Consider the following 19,396-nt stretch of genomic DNA (forward strand, 5'->3'; position numbering starts at 1 on the left):
GGAAGGGACGACGGCCTTGGAGGAGGCGACGCCGTTGGGAGAGGTGACGGCCGGATTCACCCCGTACCCGGCCGAGTTCGCCGTGCGCTACCGGGCCGCCGGGCACTGGCGCGGCGAGACCTTCGGCCGGATGCTGCGCGAACGCGCCGCCGGGCACGGCGAGCGCGTCGCGATCGTCGACCCGGCGGGGGAGGGACGGCGCTGGACGTACGCCGAACTCGACCGCCGGGCCGACCGGATGGCCGCCGGGCTGGTGGCCCGGGGGATCCGGCGCGGGGACCGCGTCGTGGTCCAACTGCCCAACGTCGCCGAGTTCTTCGAAGTGGTCTTCGGGCTGTTCCGGATCGGCGCGCTGCCGGTCTTCGCGCTGCCCGCCCACCGGTACACCGAGATCGTGCACTTCTGCTCCTTCACGGGCGCCGTCGCGTACGTGATCCCGGACGTCGACGGGGGCTTCGACTACCGCGAACTGGCGGACCGGGTACGTGCGGAGAGTCCCGCGCTGCGGCTGGTCCTGGTGGCGGGCGAGGACCCAGGGGAGCACGCGCGACTGGCCGACGTGCCCTGCGACTCGCCCCTCGGAGGGGAGTTCGGCGAGCCGCAGCCCGGGGACGTCGCGTTCCTCCAGCTCTCCGGCGGCAGCACCGGCGTGCCGAAGCTGATCCCGCGCACCCACGACGACTACATCTACTCCCTGCGCGGCTCAGCCGAGCTGTGCGGGCTGGACCAGGACAGCGTCTACCTGTGCGCACTGCCCGCCGCGCACAACTTCCCGCTCAGCTCGCCCGGTTCGCTCGGCACGCTGTACGCGGGCGGCCGGGTGGTGCTCTGCCCGCAGCCGGGCCCCGAGACGGCGTTCCCGCTGATCGGACGCGAGGGCGTGACGATCACCGGCCTGGTGCCGCCGCTCGCGCTGCTCTGGCTGGACGCCGCCGAGCGTGGTGCGCGCGGCTTCGCGAGCCTGGAGGTCCTGCTGGTTGGCGGCGCCAAGTTCAGCGAGGAGGCCGCCCGCCGGGTCGGCCCGCTCCTCGGCTGCACGCTCCAGCAGGTGTTCGGCATGGCCGAGGGGCTCGTCAACTACACCCGCCTGGACGACCCCGAGGACGTCATCACCACGACCCAGGGCCGACCGATCTCCCCGGACGACGAGATCCGGGTCGTCGACGACCACGACCGGGACGTGCCGGACGGGACCACCGGCCACCTGCTCACCCGCGGCCCGTACACGATCCGCGGCTACTGGAACGCGCCCGGACACAACGCCGACTCCTTCACGGCGGACGGCTTCTACCGCACGGGGGACCTCGTCCGGCGCACCTCCACCGGCCACCTCGTGGTCGAGGGCCGCGCCAAGGACCAGATCAACCGCGGCGGCGAGAAGGTCGCCGCGGAGGAGATCGAGAACCACCTGCTCGCCCACCCGGCCGTGCACGATGCGGCGGTGGTGTCGATGCCCGACCCCTACCTCGGGGAACGCACCTGCGCGTACGTCGTGTTGCGGCGGTCCGAGCGCGAACGGCCTCCGAAGGTGGTCGAGTTGAAGCGCTTCGTCCGCGGGCGCGGGCTCGCCGACTACAAGGTGCCGGACCGGGTCGAGTTCGTCGACGCCTTCCCCGCCACCGGCATCGGCAAGGTGAGCAAGAAGGACCTGCGAGCCGCCATCGCCACCTCCCTCCGTACGGCCACCGGTCCGAACGCCGGCCCGAACGCCGGCCCGAACGCCGGCCCGAACGCCGGCCCGAACGCCGGCCCGAACGCCGGCCCGAACGCCGGCCCGAACGCCGGCCCGAACCGAAAGCAGTGACGCCGTGGGCCTGCCCCGCATCCCCTCGTACCCCATGCCCGGCGCCGCCGAGCTGCCCGCCAGCCGGGTGGCCTGGACGGTCGATCCGTCGCGCGCCGTCCTCCTGGTGCACGACCTGCAGAACCACTACCTCTCCGCCTTCGACACGTCCGCCGCCCCGGTGCCCGAACTCCTCGGCAACGTTCGGAGGTTGGCCGAGTCGGCCCGTGCCCGGGGCGTCCCGGTCGTGTACTCGGCCCAGCCCGGCGGGCAGAGCGCGACCGAACGCGGGCTCCAGCAGGATTTCTGGGGCCCGGGGATCCCGGACGACCCGCACGCGGTGGCGATCGCCGACGCCGTGGCACCGGCCCCCGGGGACACCGTCCTGGCCAAGTGGAAGTACAGCGCCTTCGTCCGCACCGAGCTGGCGCGCCTGCTGTGCGAGACGGGCCGGGACCAGCTGGTGATCACCGGTGTCTACGCCCACATCGGCGTCCAGGCCACGGCCTGCGACGCGTGGACGCGCGACCTGCCGGCCTTCGTGGTGGCCGACGCCGTCGCCGACTTCGGGCCGGACGAGCACCTCGCCGCGCTCTCCTGGGTGGCCGGCCGCTGCGGGCGGGTCACCACCACCGACACCGTTCTGAGCATGCTGGAAGGGAAGTGAGCGCCATGGCCTTCACCGTGGAGCGGATCCGGGCCGAGGTCGCCGACCTACTCGGCGAGGACCCGGCGGGCATCCCGCTGGACGAGGACCTGGCGGACTGGGGGCTGGACTCGGTTCGGCTGATGTCGCTCGCCGAGCGTTGGCGGGCCGAGGGGGCGGACGTCGCGTTCGTGCGGCTGGCCGAGCGACCGGAGGTCGGGGCCTGGGCCGCGCTGCTGGGCGCGACGGCGTGACGGCCGTGGCCGCGCCGGTTGCGTCGCCCGCTACGGCGCCTGCCGTCGCGTCTGCGATCGCGGTCACCGTGATCGGTGGTGCGCGGCCGGAGCGGGCGGCGGAGCACCCGCCGACCACCGTGATCGGCCCGGTCGAGGCGCAGGCCGCCCGGACGCCCGCCGCGCCCGCGCTGGTGCTCGCGGGCGGGGCGGTGGTGAGGTACGGCGAGCTGAACGCGGCGGCCAACCGGCTGGCGCGCGCCCTGGCCGCGCGGGGCGCCCGGCCTGGCACGGTCGTCGGGCTGAGCCGGCTGAGACCGGTGGACCTGCTGACCGCGCTGCTGGCGGTGGCCAAGTCGGGGGCGGCGTTCCTGACCCCGGAGCGGGCGGAACCCGGGGAGTCGGGGGAGCCGGGAGACGTGGGTGCCCTGGTCGAGGCGACTCCGGTACTGGTGCTGGAGGCCGACGACCTGTCGGTCGGCGGTGGGCTCGCCACCGACCCGCCGCGGGCACTGACGCCGCAGCACCCGCTGTGCGTCGCCCACGGCCCGGGCCCCCGCCCGTCGGCCATCCGGCTGACGCACGGGGAGGCGGACCGCCGGGTGCGCGAGCTCCAGGCGGCGTACCGGTTGGGCCCGGACGACCAGGTCCTGCAGGCTGGGCTGCCGACGTGGGCGTACTTCTGGCCGCTGCGGACAGGTGCGGCGATCGTGCTCGCTGACGGCTGACGGCCGACAGCGAACGACTTTCAGATGACAGATTTCAAAATCTGTCATCTGAAAGTTGTCATCTGTCACCGGTCCCCCCTCCCTGGTTCCCGCGTCAGCCCTCCCGCCACCGACCGGCCCGCCGCGAAGTCCGCCGCCGTCCACGCCATGGCGACACCGCCGTCGAGGACGGCGCGGTCGCCCTCCGGCGACACCGCCGCCTGCGCGAAGGCAGGTTCGTGCGGGGCGCACGCGCCGCCGGTGATGTCCAGGACCGGATGGATCGCCGGTACCGCGTGCGACACGTTGCCCATGTCGGTGCAGGCGAACGGTCCGCTCTCGACCGGATCCGGGCGGCCCAGCGCCGCCGCGTTCGCACGCCACAGGGCGAGCAGCCCGGCGTCGCCGCGCATGTCGAGGTAGTCCGGCTCGGGCCGCGTCAGCGCCACCTCGCAGCCGGTCGCGAGCGCCCCGGCGCGGAAGCAGGCCTCGACGCGCTCCCGGAGCTTCGCCAGGTCCTCGGCCGCCGTCGCCCTCAGCTCGTACTCGGCGCTCGCCCGGTCCGGGACGAGGTTGGGTGCCGTCCCGGCGGCCGTCGTGATGCCGTGGACCCGCCACTGCGGCGGAAGGTGCTGGCGCAGCAGCCCCAGGGCGACCTGGGCGACGGTCAGCGCGTCGGCGGCGTTGCGGCCCTCGTGCGGGTTGAGGCTCGGGTGGGCGGCGCGACCCTTGTAGCGGACGGACAGGGTGCCGAGCGCGAACGACCGGAAGTCCGCGACCTCCACCGGGCACGGATGCACCATCATCGCGGCGTCCACCCCGTCGAACACGCCCGCGTCGAGCAGCAGGACCTTCCCGGCTCCGCGTTCCTCCGCCGGTGCGCCGATCACGCGCACCGTCAGCCCGAGCCGGTCCGCGTACGGGGCGAGCCCGAGCGCCGCCCCGACGCCGGCGGCGGCGATCAGGTTGTGTCCGCAGGCGTGGCCGAGACCGGGCAGCGCGTCGTACTCGCAGACGAGCGCGACGGTCGTCGGCCCGCTGCCGAGGGTTGCGGTGAACGCGGTGTCGAGGCCGCCCGCGGGTGCGGTGACCACGTATCCGTGGGCGGCCAGCAGTTCGGCGCACCAGGCCGCCGCCCGGTGTTCCGCGAACGCGGTCTCGGGGTGGGCGTGGATGCGGTGGCTGAGCGCGAGCAGGTCCGCGCGGTGAGCGTGGACGCGCTCGCGGACGGCCTGCTTGGTCGTGGTGAGCGGCACGGCGGGTGTCTCCGATCGTCAGGGCCCGCGCTCCAGCGGGCCGTTGACCAGATCGTATGACATTAGGTTAGGCTAACCTAAGTTGTTCGTCCCCCTTGCCGTCTCCCTTGCCGGTCCCCTTGCCGAACCGCTTTCCCGTTCCGCTCGCCGGACCCGACCTGACCGACCGGACCCCGAGGAGCTCCCCGCACCATGCCCCGCCACCAGGCCGCGTCCGACCAAGCCGCCCCCCTCCGAGGCGCGGTCGCCGACCTCCCGCTGCTCGCCACCCAGGCGGCCGTCTGGTTCGCCCAGTCGCTCGACCCCGGCAGTCCGGCGTACAACACCGGCGACGCAGTCGAGATCACCGGCCCGCTCGACGAGGCCCTGTTCGAACGCGGCCTGCGTCAGGCCGTCGGTGAGGCCGAGGCGTTGGGCGCCGTCGTCGTCACCGGCCCGGACGGCACCCCTCGCCAGCGGCTGCGCCCCGGCCACCCCTGGCCGCTGCACCGCCTCGACGTGAGCGCCGCCGCCGACCCGGACGCCGAGGCCGAGGCCTGGATGCGCGCCGACCTCGCCCGCCCGGCGGACCTCACCACCGGCCCGCTGTTCACCCACGCCCTGATCCGCCTCGCCGCCGACCGGCACCTGTGGTACCGGCGGATCCACCATCTCGCCGTCGACGCCTACGCGTTGACCCTTCTGGGGGAGCGCGTCGCAGAGCTGTACACGGCGGGCGTCGGCGGCACCCGTCCCGCCGGGAGCCCGTTCGCCCCGCTCGCCGAACTCGTCGCCGAGGAGCAGGCCTACCGCCACTCCGACGACTACGCCGCCGACCGCGCCTTCTGGACCGCCCGCCTCGCGGGCACCTACGCCGATGCCGACGCCGATACCGATACCGACGCCGACAGCGCCGCACCCGCCACGCTCCCCGGCCGCGCCGCTGATCCCGATGCGAACGCCCCCGACCCCGCCCTCGCCCCGCCCCTGCGCCTCGCCGCCGACCTCCCCGCCGGCACCCGCGACCGCCTGGAGCGCGCCGCCACCGCCGCCCGCGCCACCTGGGCCGAACTCGTCCTCGCCGCCACCGCCGGCTACCTGCACCGCCTGGCCGCCACCGAGGAGGTCACCCTCGGTGTCCCGCTCGCCAACCGGCGCGGCCCCGCCGCCCTGCGCACCCCCGTCGCCACCGCCAACGTCCTCCCGCTGCACCTCGCCGTCCGTCCCGCCGACGCCGCGGACGGGCTCCTGCGCCGGGTGGTCCGCGAACTGCGCGCCGTCCGCCGCCACCAGCGCTACCCCCTGGAGGACCTGCGCCGCGACCTCGCCCTGACCGGCGACCGCCGCGCCCTGTTCGGCCCGGTGGTCAACATCAAGGCCTTCGAGGGCGACCTCGACCTCGCCGGCCTGCCCGGCACCGTGCGCAACCTCGCCGCCGGCCCGGTCGACGACCTCGCGCTCGCCGTCTCGCCCGGCCCCGACGGCGCCCTGCGGCTGGTCCTGGAGGCCGACCCCGTCCGCTACGACTCCGACGCGCTCGCCGCCCACCGGGACGGCCTGCTGCGCTACCTCGACGGTCTCGCCGGTCTGCTCCTCGCCGACCCCGGCACGCCGATCGGCCGCATCGACCTGCTCGACGCCGACGCCCTGCGCCGCACCACCGTCGGCCGCGACGAGCCGCCGGCCGACCGGACGCTGCCCGAGCTGTTCGCCGGGCAGGCCGCCCGGACCCCGGCCGCCGTCGCCGTCCGCTGCGGCGACGTCTCCCTCACCTTCGCCGAGTTGGACGAGATGTCGACGCACCTCGCCCACCGGCTCGCCGCGCTCGGCGTCCGCGCCGGGGCACCCGTCGCCCTCGCCCTGCCCCGCAGCTCCGACACCGTGGCCGTGATGCTCGCCGTGCTCAAGGCCGGCGGCGCCTGCGTGTCGCTCGACCTCGCCCACCCCCGGCAGCGCCTCGCCGCCGTCCTGGCCGACGCGCGCCCGGCCTGCGCCGTCGGCACCGCCGCCGCCCTCGCCGGGCTCGACCTGCCGGGCGACGTGCCCACGATCGTCCTCGACGGGCCGCCCACCGAACAGCCGGTCACCGTTCTTCCGGTGCCCCAACTCGCCGACGCCGCCTACATCCTGCACACATCGGGCTCCACCGGCCGGCCCAAGGGCGTCGTCGTCACCCACGCCGCACTGGCCAACCTGCACGCCGGACACGGCGAGGACCACATCGCCCCGGCCGTCCGGCGCACCGGCCGCACCCGCCTGCGCGTCGCCCACAGCGCCTCCTTCGCCTTCGACGCCTCGTGGGACCCGCTCCTGTGGATGGTCCACGGTCACGAACTGCACCTCCTCGACGACGCCACCTACCGCGACCCGGCCGCGCTCGCCGCCCACGTCGAGCGCGAGCGCGTCGACTACCTCGACGTCACCCCGTCCTACCTCGAAGTCCTGCTCGGCGAAGGCCTCCTGGGCGACGGGCGGCACCACCCGGCCGTCATCGCCGTCGGCGGCGAGGCCACTCCGCCCGCGCTGTGGCGGCGCCTCACCGCGGTCCCCGGCGTGCGCCCCGTCGACCTGTACGGTCCCACCGAAACCACCGTCGACGCCTACGCGTGGACCCCGGGCCCCGACGGCACCCCCGTCGGCCGGGTGGTGCGCGGCTCCCGGGCCTACGTCCTGGACGGCTCCCTGCGCCCGGTGCCCGACGGCGCGACCGGCGAACTCCACATCGCCGGAGCCTGTTTGGCGCGCGGCTACCTCGGCCGTCCGGACCTCACCGCCGAGCGCTTCGTCGCCGACCCGTACGGTCCGCCCGGCTCCCGGATGTACCGCACCGGGGACCTCGCCCGGCGCCGCCCCGACGGGACGCTGGAGTTCCTCGGCCGCGCCGACGATCAGGTGAAGATCCGCGGTTTCCGCGTCGAGCCCGGCGAGATCGCCGCCGTCCTGGCGCAACTCCCCGATGTCGAGAGGGCCGTGGTGATCGCACGGCCGGGCCCGCAGGGCAAGCGGCTGCTCGGCTACGCGGTCCCCGCGCCCGGCGCCATGCCCTCGCCGGCCGCGCTGCGGGCCGGACTCGCCGCTCGCCTGCCCGAGCACATGGTGCCGGCCGCCGTCCTCGTCCTCGACGACCTGCCGCGCACCGCCCACGACAAGCTCGACCGCCGCGCCCTGCCCGAACCAGCCCCCGCCGCAGAGGGATCGGGGCCCGCGGCCACCCCGCAGGAGGAGATCCTCTGCGGCCTCTTCGCCGACGTCCTCGCCCTCGCCGAGACGCCCGGCCGGGACGCGTCCTTCTTCGACCTCGGCGGCCACTCCCTGCTCGCGGGCCGCCTGGCCGCCCGTGTCCGCGAAACCCTGGGCGCCGCCGTCGGGTTCGCCGACGTCTTCCGCCATCCCACCCCGGCCGCGCTCGTCGCCCTGCTGCGCGAGCGCTCGGCTCCCGAGCCGCGCCCCGCCCTCGTGCCCGTCCCGCGCACCGGGCGCATGCCGCTGTCCCCCGCCCAGCGCGGACTCTGGTTCCTGCACCGCCTCGAAGGCCCCGGCCCCACCTACAACATCCCGCTCGCGCTCACCCTCACCGGCCCGCTCGACCGGGACGCGCTGGCGCTCGCCGTCGCCGACCTCGCGGCCCGGCACGAGATCCTCCGCACGGTCTACGGCGAGGAGCCCGACGGCACGCCGTACCAGCGGGTTCTGCCCGCCGCGCCCGTTGTGCTGCACCACGGCGACAGCCTTGCCGAGGCGGTCCGCCACGCCTTCGACCTGACGGCCGAACCACCCCTGCGGGCAAGCCTGTTCAGGGACGGAGAACAGGAGCACACGCTCCTCCTCCTGCTCCATCACATCGCCGGCGACGGCGCGTCCACCACCCCGCTGGCCCGCGACCTCACCACGGCCTACCGCGCGCGGGCAGCCGGGTCCGATCCCGAATTCGCCGAACTCGCCGTCCAGTTCGCCGACCACGCCGCCCGCCAGCGACAGCTCCTCGGCACGCCCGAGTCGCCGACCCCGCTCGCCGCCCGGCAGCTCGACCACTGGCGCACCGTGCTCGACGGCCTGCCCGACCAGCTCGGACTCCCCACCGACCGCCCGCGCCCGGCCGTCGCCGGACACGACGGCGCCACGGTGCCGTTCACGCTCGGCGCCGAGGCCCACGCCGCCCTCGTGGTGCTCGCCCGGGCCACCGGCAGCACCGTCTTCATGGCCGTCCAGGCGGGTCTCGCGGCCCTGCTCACCCGGCACGGCTGCGGCACCGACATCCCGGTCGGCACCCCGGTGGCGGGCCGCGACGAGCCCGGGACCGCCGCGCTTGTCGGCCACTTCGTCAACTCGGTGGTCCTGCGCACGGACACCTCGGGCGACCCGGGCTTCCGCGACCTGCTCGGGCGCGTGCGCGGCACCGTCCTGGCCGCGCACGAGCACGCCGACCTGCCGTTCGACCGGCTCGTCGAGGAGCTCAACCCGCCCCGCTCGCTGGCCCGGCACCCGCTGTTCCAGGTGATGCTGGCCTGGCAGAGCCGCCCGGACGAGGCCTTCGCGATGGCCGGGGGCCTGACCGCCCGCGTGGCCGCCGTGCCCACCGGCACCGCAAAGTTCGACCTCACCCTCAACGCGGGCGAGCTCCCCGGGGGCGGCATCGGCGGCTTCCTGGAGTTCCGCACCGACCTGTTCGACGCGTCCACCGCCGAGGCCCTGGCCACCCGCCTCGCCCGGCTCCTGACCGCTGCCGCGGCCGACCCCGACACCGCCATCGGCCGACTCCCGCTGCTCGGCGAGGAGGAGCGCCGGCGCGCACTCGTCGACTGGAACGGCACGCCCGTCCCGTCGGTGCCCGGCGCCACGCTGCCCGAGCTCTTCGAGGCGGCCGCGAAGGCCGATCCTCGGGCCGTGGCCGTCAGTTACGGGGACGAGCGGCTCGGCTACGCCGAACTCGGTGCCCGCGCCGACCGCTTGGCCCGCGCTCTTGCGGCGCGCGGCATCGGCCCTGGCACGATCGTCGCGCTCGCCCTGCCCCGTTCGCTCGAACTGGTCGTCGCCCTCCTCGCGGTGACCAAGTCCGGCGCGGCGTACCTGCCGCTCGACCCCGACTACCCGGCCGACCGCCTCGCCTACATGCTGGCCGACGCCGCCCCCGCCGCCCTCCTCACCGACCGCGCCACCGCACCCCGGCTGCCCGGCCACGACGTGCCCCGACTCCTCGTCGACGAAGATGAAGAGGCGTTCCCCGCCGTTCCGCTCGCCCAGCACGAACGCACCCGCCCGCTGCGGGCCGACGACACCGCCTACGTCATCTACACGTCCGGTTCCACCGGCCGGCCCAAGGGCGTGCCCGTCACCCACCACAACGTCGTCCGGCTGTTCGGCGCCACCGACCAATGGTTCGGCTTCGGTCCCGAGGACGTCTGGACGCTCTTCCACTCCTACGCCTTCGACTTCTCCGTCTGGGAGCTGTGGGGCGCCCTGTTGCACGGCGGCCGGCTGGTCGTCGTCCCGCACCTGGTCAGCCGCGACCCGGCGGCCTTCCTCGACCTGCTCGCCCGCGAGCGCGTCACCGTCCTCAACCAGACCCCCTCCGCGTTCTACCAGCTCAGCGCCGCCGACCGGGACCGCCCGGGGCACGAACTCGCGCTGCGCTACGTCGTGTTCGGCGGCGAGGCGCTCGAACTCGGCCGCCTCGACGACTGGTACGCGCGGCACCCCGGGGACGCGCCCGTCCTGGTCAACATGTACGGCATCACCGAGACCACCGTGCACGTCACCCACCGCGCCCTCGACCGGGCGAGCGCCGCCGCCGGGGCCGGCAGCACCATCGGCGTCAACATCCCCGACCTGCGCGTCTACGTCCTCGACGAGCACCTCCAGCCCGTGCCGCCCGGCGTCACCGGCGAGATGTACGTCGCCGGGGCCGGCCTCGCCCGCGGCTACCTCGGCCGTCCCGCGCTGAGCGCCGGGCGCTTCGTCGCCGACCCGTACGCCGGCCTGTTCGGCGAGCGCGGCACCCGGATGTACCGCTCCGGCGACCTCGCCCGCCGCCGCGCCGACGGGGAGCTGGAGTACCTCGGGCGGGCCGATCAGCAGGTGAAGATCCGCGGGTTCCGGATCGAACCCGGCGAGATCGAGGCCGTCCTGGCCGCCCACCCGGGCGTCGCCGACGCCGCCGTGGTCGTCCGCGAGGACGCGACCGGCGACAGGCGGCTGGTCGGCTACGCCGTCGCCACGACCACGCCGGACGAGCTCCGCGCCCACGCCGCCGCCGGACTGCCCGCCCACATGGTGCCGTCCGCCGTCGTGCTCCTCGACCGCCTGCCGCTCACCGCCAACGGCAAGCTGGACCGCCGCGCGCTGCCCGTGCCGCAGGTGCCCGCCGCCGGTGCCGGCCGTTCGCCGCGCACTCCGCGCGAGCAGCAGCTGTGCGAACTGTTCGCCGAGGTCCTGGGCGTGCCCGCGGTCGGCGCCGAGGACGACTTCTTCGCCCTCGGCGGCCACTCGCTGCTGGTCGTCCGCCTCGCCGGACGGATCCGCGCCGTGCTCGGCCTCGACGTGGGCATCGGCACGCTGTTCCGCGCCCCGACGGTCGCCGCCCTCGACGCCGCCCTGGCCACCGGGGACGAGGACGCCGACGCGCTCGACGTCCTGCTCCCGCTGCGGCCCGCCGCACCCGGACGACGGGCCCCGCTGTTCGCCGTACACCCGGCGGGCGGGCTGAGCTGGTGCTACACCGGGCTGATCCGCCACCTGCCCGCCGACGTCCCGATCTACGGCCTCCAGGCGCAGGGCGTCGGCGCCGCCACCGCGGACGAGCCGCTGCCGCGGACCCTGGAGGAACTCGCGGCGCACTACGCGGACCGGCTGCGCGAGGTGCAGCCCGACGGCCCGTACCGGCTGCTCGGCTGGTCCACCGGCGGCATCATCGCGCACGCCGTCGCCGTCCGGCTCCAGGAGCTGGGCCACGCCGTCGAGTTGCTCGCCGTCCTGGACGCCTACCCGGCCGAGGGCTTCCGCGAGCTGCCCGTCCCCGACCAGGCCGAGGCACTGGAGGCCCTGCTCACCATGGGCGGTTACGGCCCGGCCGACCTCGCCGGCCAGCCGCTCGAACTCGCCTCCGTCACCGCGCTGTTGCGCCGCGAGGGCAGCCCGCTCGCCGGGCTCGGCGACGCCACCGTCGAGGCCCTCAACCGGATCTACCTCAACACCGACCGCCTCGTGCGCGGACACGACCACCGGCGCTTCGACGGCGACGTGCTGTTCTTCCGCGCGACCGTCGACACCATCGACGACACGCTCGTGCCCGAGCTGTGGAGGCCGTACGTGTCCGGCCGGATCGCCAACACCGACGTCGCCTGTTCGCACAAGGACATGACCCTGCCCACCCCCATCGCGCACATCGCCCGCGTGATCGCCGACCACCTGGAGAACGCCACCCATGAGTGACGCACCCGCCAACCCCTTCGACGCCGACGGCGACTTCCTGGCCCTCGTCAACGGCGAGGGCCAGCACTCCCTCTGGCCCGCCTTCGCCGCCGTCCCGGCCGGCTGGGACGTCGCCCACGGCCCCTGCGCCCGCACCGCCGCCCTGGACTGGATCTCCGCGCACTGGACCGACCTGTGACCGCACCCGCCGAGGCCCCGCCCCAACTGGCCGGCCGGACCGCGGTGGTCGTCGTCTATACGGCCGCGATGTGCATGAGCGGCCTGGACTCGACGATCGTCAACCCCGCGCTGTACACGATCGCGGGGGACTTCGGGTGGCCCGTCGAGGCGGCCAACGCGGTCGAGACCGCGTTCCTCGTCGGCCTCGCCGCCGGCCTGCCCGTGGCCGGCTGGCTCGGCGACCGGTACGGGGCGAAACGGGTGTTCCTCGGCGCGCTGGCCGCGTTCACGCTCGCCTCCGCGCTGTGCGCCGCCGCGCCCGGGCTGGGCGCGCTGGCCTCCGCCCGGGCCGTCCAGGGCGTCGCGGGCGGGCTGCTGACGCCGGTCGGGATGACGCTGTTGTTCCGGGCCTTCGCCCCGCACGAGCGGGCGGGCCTCGGCAAGGTGCTGATCGTGCCGACGGCCCTGATGCCCGCCCTCGGCCCGCCGCTCGGCGGTTTCCTCACCGAACACCTGTCCTGGCACTGGCTGTTCCTCGTGAACGTGCCGATCGGCGCCGCCGCCGTGGCAGTCGGACTCGTCGGCCTGCGGGCGGAGGAGGAGCCCCCGGCCGGACGCTTCGACGCCACCGGCTTCCTGCTCGCCACCCCGGGCCTCGGCCTGCTCACCTACGCGCTCGGCTTCGGCCCGGCACGGGGCTGGTCGTCGCCGTGGGTGCTGGTGAGCGGGCTGGCCGGAGCGGCACTCCTCGTGGCCACCATCCGCCACCAACTCCGCTCCGCCGAACCCCTGGTGGACCTGCGACTGTTCGCCGACCGCACCTTCGGCGCCGCCACCTGGATCGCGCTGCTGACATCGGCAGGGCTGATGGGCGCGCTGTTCGTCCTTCCGCTGCTCCACCAAGTGGCCCTCGGTGCCTCGGCGTTGGACGCCGGCCTGAGCGTCTTCCCCGAGGCGGTGGGCCTGATGGCCGCCTCCCAGGCGGTGGACCGCCTCCTTCCCCGCCTCGGCCCGCGCCGCCTGGCGCTGCCCGCCCTGCTGCTGGCGGCGACGGTCCTGACCGCGCTGGCGTTCACCGAAGACCCGTGGGCGGTGCGGGCGTTGATGTTCGCCGTGGGCCTGGTCCTGGGCACCGCCGTGCTCACCCTGCAGATCGCCGGCTTCGCGGACGTCCCCCCGCCCGCGACGGGCCGGGCGATGGCCCTGTTCACGATCGTCCGCACCATCGGCGGAGCCCTGGGCGTCGCGACGAGCGCCGCCCTCATCGCCCTCCTGGCCGACGGCGACAACCCCACCCCCTACCGCACCGCCCTCCTCGCCACCGGCCTCCTGATCGCCGCCGCGACCCTCCCCGCGAGCCGTCTCCCGAGGGACGCATCGGCGGGTGCGTCCCCGTGAAGTGCTCCGCCCTGCCCTGCGGTGGCGTCATGAACCCTGAGCGCCACCGCCTCCTCGAAGAGGCTCGGCGGAGCCTCCCGGAGGGCTACAGGTGGAGCCGTCGGGTGGCATCATCGCCATGCGGGCGTCGCCGTCCTCGGTCCAGCAGCTGAACCGGGCGCTCGTCCACCGGCAGTTCGAGCCGCACAGGCCGTCCGGGTGTCTCCCGGCGGGCACCATCGGCCTCGCCTCGCCCACGGCCAGGTCGGTCCGTGACCCCGACCTCACGTACCTGCCCGAGACAGTGTTCGGCGAGTCGATCAACATCCCCGAACCGTCCGGCTTCGAACGGGACCTGTCCGGGCCGGTCCCCTGCCGGGACTTACTACTCGCTCGGCCAGAGGATCAGGTGCGGGAGGGCGTGGCGGGTCGGGGTGCCGCCCAGCGCCGTGAGGGCCGTGCGGATGTCGTGGAGGTCCGCCACCGTGAGCTGGAGCGGGGGTTCGTCGGGCTGGTAGGTGGTGCGGATCGGGTAGTCCACGCCCGGGGTGGTGGTCATCTCGATGTGGCAGCCGAGCACGTGGGTGACCGGCCGGCGGTCGGTGAGGGCGATCAGGCGGTCGATGCTGCGCGTGAACGCGGGCCAGTCGTCGATGTAGAGCCGCCCCGGGTAGACGGTGTCACCGGTGAGGAGGACGCCCGTCCAGGGGTCGTAGTACGTGACGGCCGCCGGGTGGTGGCCCGGGGTGGCGAGGCACTCCAGCACCCGGCCGCCGCCGAGGTCGACCAGGGCCACGGCGTCCGGGTCGGCGTCGAAGCCGAAGCGGGGCCACGCGACGGCCGGGTCGGCGGCGACCACGGTCGTGCCGGGGCGGTCGGCGAACTGGCCGTCGCCCGCGACGTGGTCGCCGTGCGGGTGCGTGTGCAGCACGAGCAGTTCGTACCCCTCCCGCGGGTGGCGGGCGAGCCATGTCCCGATCTGTTCGTCGACCACCGCGCGCAGCGGGAAGTGCGCGGCGTCGGCGGTCGCCCCGGTGTCGAGGAGCACCGCCCGCTCGGCCCCGAACAGGAGGTACAGGAACGGCGCCTCGTAGTGGACGGCCTTGTTCTGCCGCAGCACGACCGTGTGCTCGTCGTACGCGTGGACCTGGATCTCCGGCCCGGTGTCGTGCTTGGCCGACGGCGAGCCGTGGATCCACCGCACGTCCAGCGGCCGCGGCACCGGGACGGCCCGGGCGAAGTCGGGCATGACGCCTCCTCCGGTGCGTCGTCTTGTCGGGCCGGGTACGGCGCACGTCTCGTCCGGGGCGGTCGCGCCGGTGCGCCGCCACCGGGACGCTAGCACGGAGCCGGACCGGCCTCATGATGCCCAGGAGACCGCCTTCCGGGCGCCGGTTTCCGGCCGGTCCGGCGGACCGAGTGGGAAGAGTTTTCCAGGCGACGTACAGTTCCGCTTCGTGATCGAGATCGAGATCGTCGTCGAACAGCAGGCGGGCGGTGCGTGGGACGCCCTGGCGGAGGAGGCCCGCGCCCTGACCGGGGAACTGGCCGGTCCCGTCGAGGAGACCACGGGCCTCGACCTCGGCCCCGGCGTGCGCCTCGCGCTGGTGGACCCGGACGCGTTCGCGCAGCGCCGCGAGGCCTACGTGCGCCGGGTCTGCGAGACCGTCCTCGCGGGCGAGGCGCTGGCGGCCGTCGCGGACCCGGCGAAGCGGGAGAAGGCCGAGGCGGCGCTGCGCAAGGGGCCGGCGTCGGCGGACTCCGACCGCAGGATCACCTGCGTGCCGTCCGGCCGGGTGGTTCAGGACGAGGAGGGCCGGTGGGTGCTCCTGCTGGCCCCGGCGCTGCTGGCGGGCGCGCCGCAGCGGGCCCCGCTGCGCGCGGTGCTGGCACACCTGCTGACCCACCAGGCCCAGATCCGCGCGGGCGGCCCCCGGCCGGGCGCGGACGCGGTCGAGGCGCTCCTGCTCCACCGGACGTCCGGCGGCACGCGGGAGGACGACCCGGTCCTCGGCGCGCTGTGGGAGGGGCACGCGCGCTGGGCGACGCGCCGTCTGCTGGCCCGTGACCAGGCGGGGGAGCGTAAGACGGCCCGGGCCGCCCGGCTGCTGTCCCGCCTGCCGGGCGTGCGCGCCGAGCCGGACACCCACGACCAGGCGGTCCGGTTCGTGCACACGCTGGTCGAGGCGGGCGGGACGGAGACGGTGAACCGGATCTGGGCGGACCGCTCCCTGGTGCCGACCCGCCGCGAGCTCTCCGCCCCGGCCCGCTGGCTGGCCCGCACCGGGCTGGGGCCCGCGGAGGGCTGATGCGGCCGGGGCCGTGCGGCCCCGGCCGGCCCGGTCAGCCCCGGTCCCGCAGCAGGTGCGCGAGCCCGTCGGCGAGTCCGCCGCGCCAACAGGCGTAGTCGTGCCCGCCGTTGAACTCGCGGTACTCGAGGTCGTAGCCGCGCGCCGTGAGGACGTCGCGCAGGTGGCGGCTCTGGGCGAGGAGCAGCCACTCCTGGAGCCCCACCTCGACGTAGAAGCGCGCCGCGCGGCGCTCCTCGGTGGCGAAACGGCGGGTGAGCCACTCGCTGCCGGCGTCGAACTCGGTCTCGTCCGGCCACCAGAACGAGCCGGACTGGGCGAGCGCGTTGCCGAAGCGCTCCGGGCGCCGGTAGGCGGCGAACGCGGCGCTGAGGCCGCCCGCGCTCTGGCCGGCGATGACGGTGGCCGCCGGGTCCGTGGTCGTGCCGAACCCGCGGGCGGCCCAGGGGAGGAGTCGGTCGGCGAGGAAGTCGACGAAGTCCGGGTTGCAGCTGAGGTCGGCCGCGCGCTCGGGGCCCATGGTGTGCACCAGCAGCGCGACCGTCGGGGGGAGGGCGCCGTCGGCCGCCAGATTGTCGAGGGTGTCGCCGACGGACAGCACCTCGCCCCACATCTCGCCGTCGAGCAGCACCGCAACCGCGTACGGTGCGCCGGGCCCGTCGGCGCTCCAGCCGGCCGGGAGGTGGACGTCCACCCGGCGCCCGTCGAGCGCACGGGCCGCCGTCCGCCCGCGCGGCACGCCGTCGCGCCGGGCCGCGTACGGCTGGGCGGGCGCCTCGGGGAGGCTGAGGACGGTGGCGGGCCGCCGGCCGTCCCGGGCGGGGAGCAGGGGGCCGCCGCACGGGTCGGGCCGGGCGTCGTCGAGGACGCGCGTCCAGTCGGCGCGCGCGGTGCCGGGGGGCGCGCCGTGGAACGGGTACACCTGGTAGGAGGCGCGGTGGTCGGCCCGCAGACGGTAGGTGATCTCCCAACGCCCGTTTCCCGTCGGCTTCATGAGGTGCGGGGTGAGGTCGCCGGCGTGCCGGTCCCGGTCCGTGACGGTGTGGACGAGTGCGAGCACGCCGTCGCAGTCCGGACCGTCGTACGCGAACGTCACCTGCCGGTAAACCGGATCGTCCGGATCGGGCTCGATGCGCGGGCCCGTCTGCTGCTCCATGGTCCAACTCCCCTTCCGTTCTGCTGAATCCGTCGTCACGCTGCGCCCGCTTTCACACCCCGCTCGCTCTCACGGCGCGCCGTCCCTGCGTCCGAGCAGCACCCAGAGCAGGAACGGGCCGCCGAGCACCGTCGTCACGATGCCGACCGGGATCTCCACACCGCCGATCAGCACCCGTCCGAGCGTGTCCGCGAGCACGACGAGCAGGGCGCCCGCGAGCGCCGAGCCCAGCACCGGGACCCGCGCCGGCCCCGCGAGCCGCCCGGCCAGGACGGGCGCGGCGAGGGCGACGAAGCCGACCGGCCCGCACACCCCTACCGCCAGCCCGGCCAGCGCGACGGCCAGCAGCAGGCACACCAGCCGCACGCGCCCCGGCTCGACCCCGAGCGAGGCGGCGACGTCGTCGTCGAAGCGCAGTACGGCCAGCCGCCGGGCCACCGCGAGCGCGACCGGCGCCAGGACCGCGAGCCCGGCGAGGACGGGCGTGGCGATGTCGTGGTCCCGCCCGTTGAGGCTGCCGGAGGTCCACACGTACAGCGAGCCGGCCGAGTTGAGCGAGCGGCGGGCGAGCGCGACCTGGACGACGGCCGAGGCGAGCGCCGACATCGCGAGGCCGACGACCAGGACACGGTAGCCGCGCGCGCCGAGCCCGCCGGACACGAGGGTGACGGCGAGGGCGGCGGCGAGCGCGCCGAGCGGTCCGGCCCACCAGGCGCCGAAGGTGCCGGAGACGGCCGCGCTGACGAGCACGGCGGCCGTGGCGCCGTCGTTGACGCCGAGCAGGTCGGGGGTGGCGAGGCGGTTGCGGGCGAGGGTCTGGGTGAGGCAGCCGGCCAGGCCGAGGGCGGCGCCGGCGGTGAGCCCGGCGACGATCCGGCCGAGCCGGAAGCGCTGCACGAGCAGGACGTCGAGCCGGTCGCCGTAGCCGAACACGGCCTGGAACGTCCGGCCGAGGCCGAGTTCGCCCTGTCCGGCGTGCGCGGAGACGACGACGGCGGCGAGCAGGGCGGCGGCGAGTCCGAGTGCGGCGAGCAGCGGGCGGCGGGGGAGGAGCAGCGACCACGCGCCGCGGCGCAGGATCACGTCAGGTTTCCCGGCGGGGACTTCGCGGCCGGGCGGGGCGGGCCGGGCGGGCGGAGCGGTCGGGGCGGTCTCGGTGACGGCGAGCGCGGACGTGCGGCGCGAACGGACGACGGCGATCAGGGCCGGTGCGCCGATCAGGGCGACGATCACCGACACGGGCGCCTCGAACGGCCGGGCCACCACGCGGGCGAGCACGTCCGCACCGGTGAGCACGGCGGCTCCGAAGAGGCCCGCGAGCAGCGTCAGTCGGCCGACCCTGGGGCCGGCGGCGGCACGGGCCAGGAATCCGGCGAGGAGGCCGAGGAAGGAGACCGGGCCGGCCAGCGCGACCGCAGAGGCGGTGAGCAGCGTGACGGCGAGCGCGACTGCCGCGCGGGTGGCGCCGGGCCGGTGGCCGAGGCCGCGGGCGAGGTCGTCGCCGAGGGCGAGCGCGGTGAGCGGGCGGGTGGTGAGCGCGGCGACCGCGAAGCCGAGGGCGAGCACCGGTGCGGTCCGGCCGAGCGTCGACCAGCCCTCCGTCCCGGCCAGCGAGCCGAGCACCCAGACGCGGTAACGGTCGTAGGCCTCGGGAGAGTTGACGATCAGGACGCCGGTGAGGCCGCCGAAGGTCGCGCCGACCGCCGATCCGCCGAGGACCAGCCGCATCGGCGAACCGCCGCCCCGGGCACCCGCGATCAGCAGCACCAGCACGCCGGACAGCAGGGCCCCGCCGAACGCGAGCGCGAGGTGGCCGTACGAGCTCTGGACGCCGAGCACGGCGATGCCGAGCACGACCCCGAGCGAGGCGCCCGCGTTGACGCCGAGCAGGCCGGTCTCGGCGAGCGGGTTGCGCGTGACGGACTGCAGCTGCGCGCCGGCGACTCCGAGGGCGGCGCCGACCAGCAGCGCGGCGAGCGTGCGCGGCAGGCGCAGATCGCCGAGGACGAGGGCGAGTCGGCCGTCCGCGCGGGCGCCGTCACGGTCCAGCAGGTAGGCGAGCGCGCGTCCCGGGCCGACCTCGCCCGCGCCGACGGAGAGCGAGAGGGCGGCGAGCACAAGCAGCGCCGCGAGCGCCCCGGCGGCGACCGGCCAGGTCCGGCCGTGGCCCTCGCGCGCCGGCGCCTCGGCGGGCTCGGAGGGTGCGGGGGAGCTGCGCGGGCCGGGCCGGGGTGCTTCGCGGGCGCCCACTTGCGACGATGTCATAAGGTAAGGCTAACCTAACTTCGAAGGGCTCCGTTGTGGCGCCCCGTCGCGTCGATCCGACGGACCTCGCTGAACTCCCGTACCACCACTGCCCGGAG

Annotated in this window: 12 protein-coding genes and 1 riboswitch; of the genes, 8 read left to right on the forward strand and 4 right to left on the reverse strand. The window is 75.7% G+C overall.

Annotated elements, in window-relative coordinates:
• The first annotated feature begins 43 nt into the window (after positions 1-43).
• From AB0C76_RS00240 to AB0C76_RS00255, 4 genes are all read left to right on the forward strand, one after another.
• Positions 44-1,804, forward strand: coding sequence for a (2,3-dihydroxybenzoyl)adenylate synthase (locus tag AB0C76_RS00240; protein WP_359958053.1), 1,761 nt, complete (start codon positions 44-46; stop codon positions 1,802-1,804).
• A gap of 4 nt (positions 1,805-1,808) precedes the next feature.
• Positions 1,809-2,450 carry an isochorismatase family protein gene (locus tag AB0C76_RS00245; RefSeq protein ID WP_359957216.1) on the forward strand — a complete coding sequence of 214 codons (642 nt, stop codon included), beginning with the start codon at positions 1,809-1,811 and terminating at the stop codon, positions 2,448-2,450.
• A 5-nt stretch (positions 2,451-2,455) separates the two neighbouring features.
• Positions 2,456-2,683, forward strand: coding sequence for a phosphopantetheine-binding protein (locus AB0C76_RS00250; RefSeq protein ID WP_359957219.1), 228 nt, complete (start codon positions 2,456-2,458; stop codon positions 2,681-2,683).
• A gap of 68 nt (positions 2,684-2,751) precedes the next feature.
• Entirely contained in the window at positions 2,752-3,390 is a 639-nt protein-coding gene (locus AB0C76_RS00255; RefSeq protein WP_359957221.1) for an AMP-binding protein, read from the forward strand.
• 65 nt (positions 3,391-3,455) lie between these two features.
• Here AB0C76_RS00255 and AB0C76_RS00260 read toward each other — a convergent pair whose 3' ends face one another.
• Positions 3,456-4,625, reverse strand: coding sequence for a M20 family metallopeptidase (locus AB0C76_RS00260; RefSeq protein ID WP_359957224.1), 1,170 nt, complete (start codon positions 4,623-4,625; stop codon positions 3,456-3,458).
• Between the two features lie 192 nt (positions 4,626-4,817).
• Here AB0C76_RS00260 and AB0C76_RS00265 point away from each other — a divergent pair, with 192 nt between their 5' ends.
• The 3 genes from AB0C76_RS00265 to AB0C76_RS00275 are packed head-to-tail and all read left to right on the forward strand — an operon-like array spanning position 4,818 to position 13,589.
• Complete coding sequence (locus AB0C76_RS00265; RefSeq protein ID WP_359957226.1) at positions 4,818-12,032, forward strand: amino acid adenylation domain-containing protein; 7,215 nt, start codon at positions 4,818-4,820, stop codon at positions 12,030-12,032.
• Positions 12,025-12,210, forward strand: coding sequence for an MbtH family protein (locus AB0C76_RS00270; protein ID WP_359957228.1), 186 nt, complete (start codon positions 12,025-12,027; stop codon positions 12,208-12,210). Before AB0C76_RS00265 ends, AB0C76_RS00270 begins: the two co-directional genes overlap by 8 nt.
• Entirely contained in the window at positions 12,207-13,589 is a 1,383-nt protein-coding gene (locus AB0C76_RS00275) for a DHA2 family efflux MFS transporter permease subunit (RefSeq protein ID WP_359957231.1), read from the forward strand. Before AB0C76_RS00270 ends, AB0C76_RS00275 begins: the two co-directional genes overlap by 4 nt.
• A 364-nt stretch (positions 13,590-13,953) precedes the next feature.
• Here the strand turns inward: AB0C76_RS00275 and AB0C76_RS00280 are convergent, their stop codons facing one another.
• Positions 13,954-14,817, reverse strand: a complete 864-nt coding sequence (locus AB0C76_RS00280) for an MBL fold metallo-hydrolase (RefSeq protein WP_359957234.1) — start codon at positions 14,815-14,817, stop codon at positions 13,954-13,956.
• Between the two features lie 12 nt (positions 14,818-14,829).
• Positions 14,830-14,899, reverse strand: a riboswitch (guanidine-III (ykkC-III) riboswitch).
• Positions 14,900-15,025: 126 nt separating this feature from the next.
• On the opposite strand from AB0C76_RS00280, the gene AB0C76_RS00285 reads away from it, so the two are divergent.
• Entirely contained in the window at positions 15,026-15,877 is an 852-nt protein-coding gene (locus AB0C76_RS00285) for a zinc-dependent metalloprotease (RefSeq protein ID WP_359957237.1), read from the forward strand.
• 34 nt (positions 15,878-15,911) lie between these two features.
• Here AB0C76_RS00285 and AB0C76_RS00290 read toward each other — a convergent pair whose 3' ends face one another.
• Positions 15,912-17,033, reverse strand: coding sequence for an alpha/beta hydrolase-fold protein (locus tag AB0C76_RS00290; RefSeq protein WP_359957240.1), 1,122 nt, complete (start codon positions 17,031-17,033; stop codon positions 15,912-15,914).
• A 69-nt stretch (positions 17,034-17,102) separates the two neighbouring features.
• A complete protein-coding gene (fhuB, locus tag AB0C76_RS00295; protein WP_359957243.1) occupies positions 17,103-19,298 on the reverse strand; it encodes a Fe(3+)-hydroxamate ABC transporter permease FhuB in 2,196 nt (731 codons plus the stop codon).
• Positions 19,299-19,396: the final 98 nt, after the last annotated feature.

The organism is Kitasatospora sp. NPDC048722 (assembly GCF_040650235.1).
GTDB lineage: Bacteria > Actinomycetota > Actinomycetes > Streptomycetales > Streptomycetaceae > Kitasatospora.

Excerpts from the sequence above, each read along its gene's own strand:
- AB0C76_RS00265 (WP_359957226.1), top strand. The coding sequence starts at position 4,818 with ATGCCCCGCCACCAGGCCGCGTCCGACCAAGCCGCCCCCCTCCGAGGC.
- AB0C76_RS00280 (WP_359957234.1), bottom strand. The coding sequence starts at position 14,817 with ATGCCCGACTTCGCCCGGGCCGTCCCGGTGCCGCGGCCGCTGGACGTG.
- fhuB (WP_359957243.1), bottom strand. The coding sequence starts at position 19,298 with ATGACATCGTCGCAAGTGGGCGCCCGCGAAGCACCCCGGCCCGGCCCG.
- AB0C76_RS00250 (WP_359957219.1), top strand. The coding sequence starts at position 2,456 with ATGGCCTTCACCGTGGAGCGGATCCGGGCCGAGGTCGCCGACCTACTC.
- AB0C76_RS00290 (WP_359957240.1), bottom strand. The coding sequence starts at position 17,033 with ATGGAGCAGCAGACGGGCCCGCGCATCGAGCCCGATCCGGACGATCCG.
- AB0C76_RS00270 (WP_359957228.1), top strand. The coding sequence starts at position 12,025 with ATGAGTGACGCACCCGCCAACCCCTTCGACGCCGACGGCGACTTCCTG.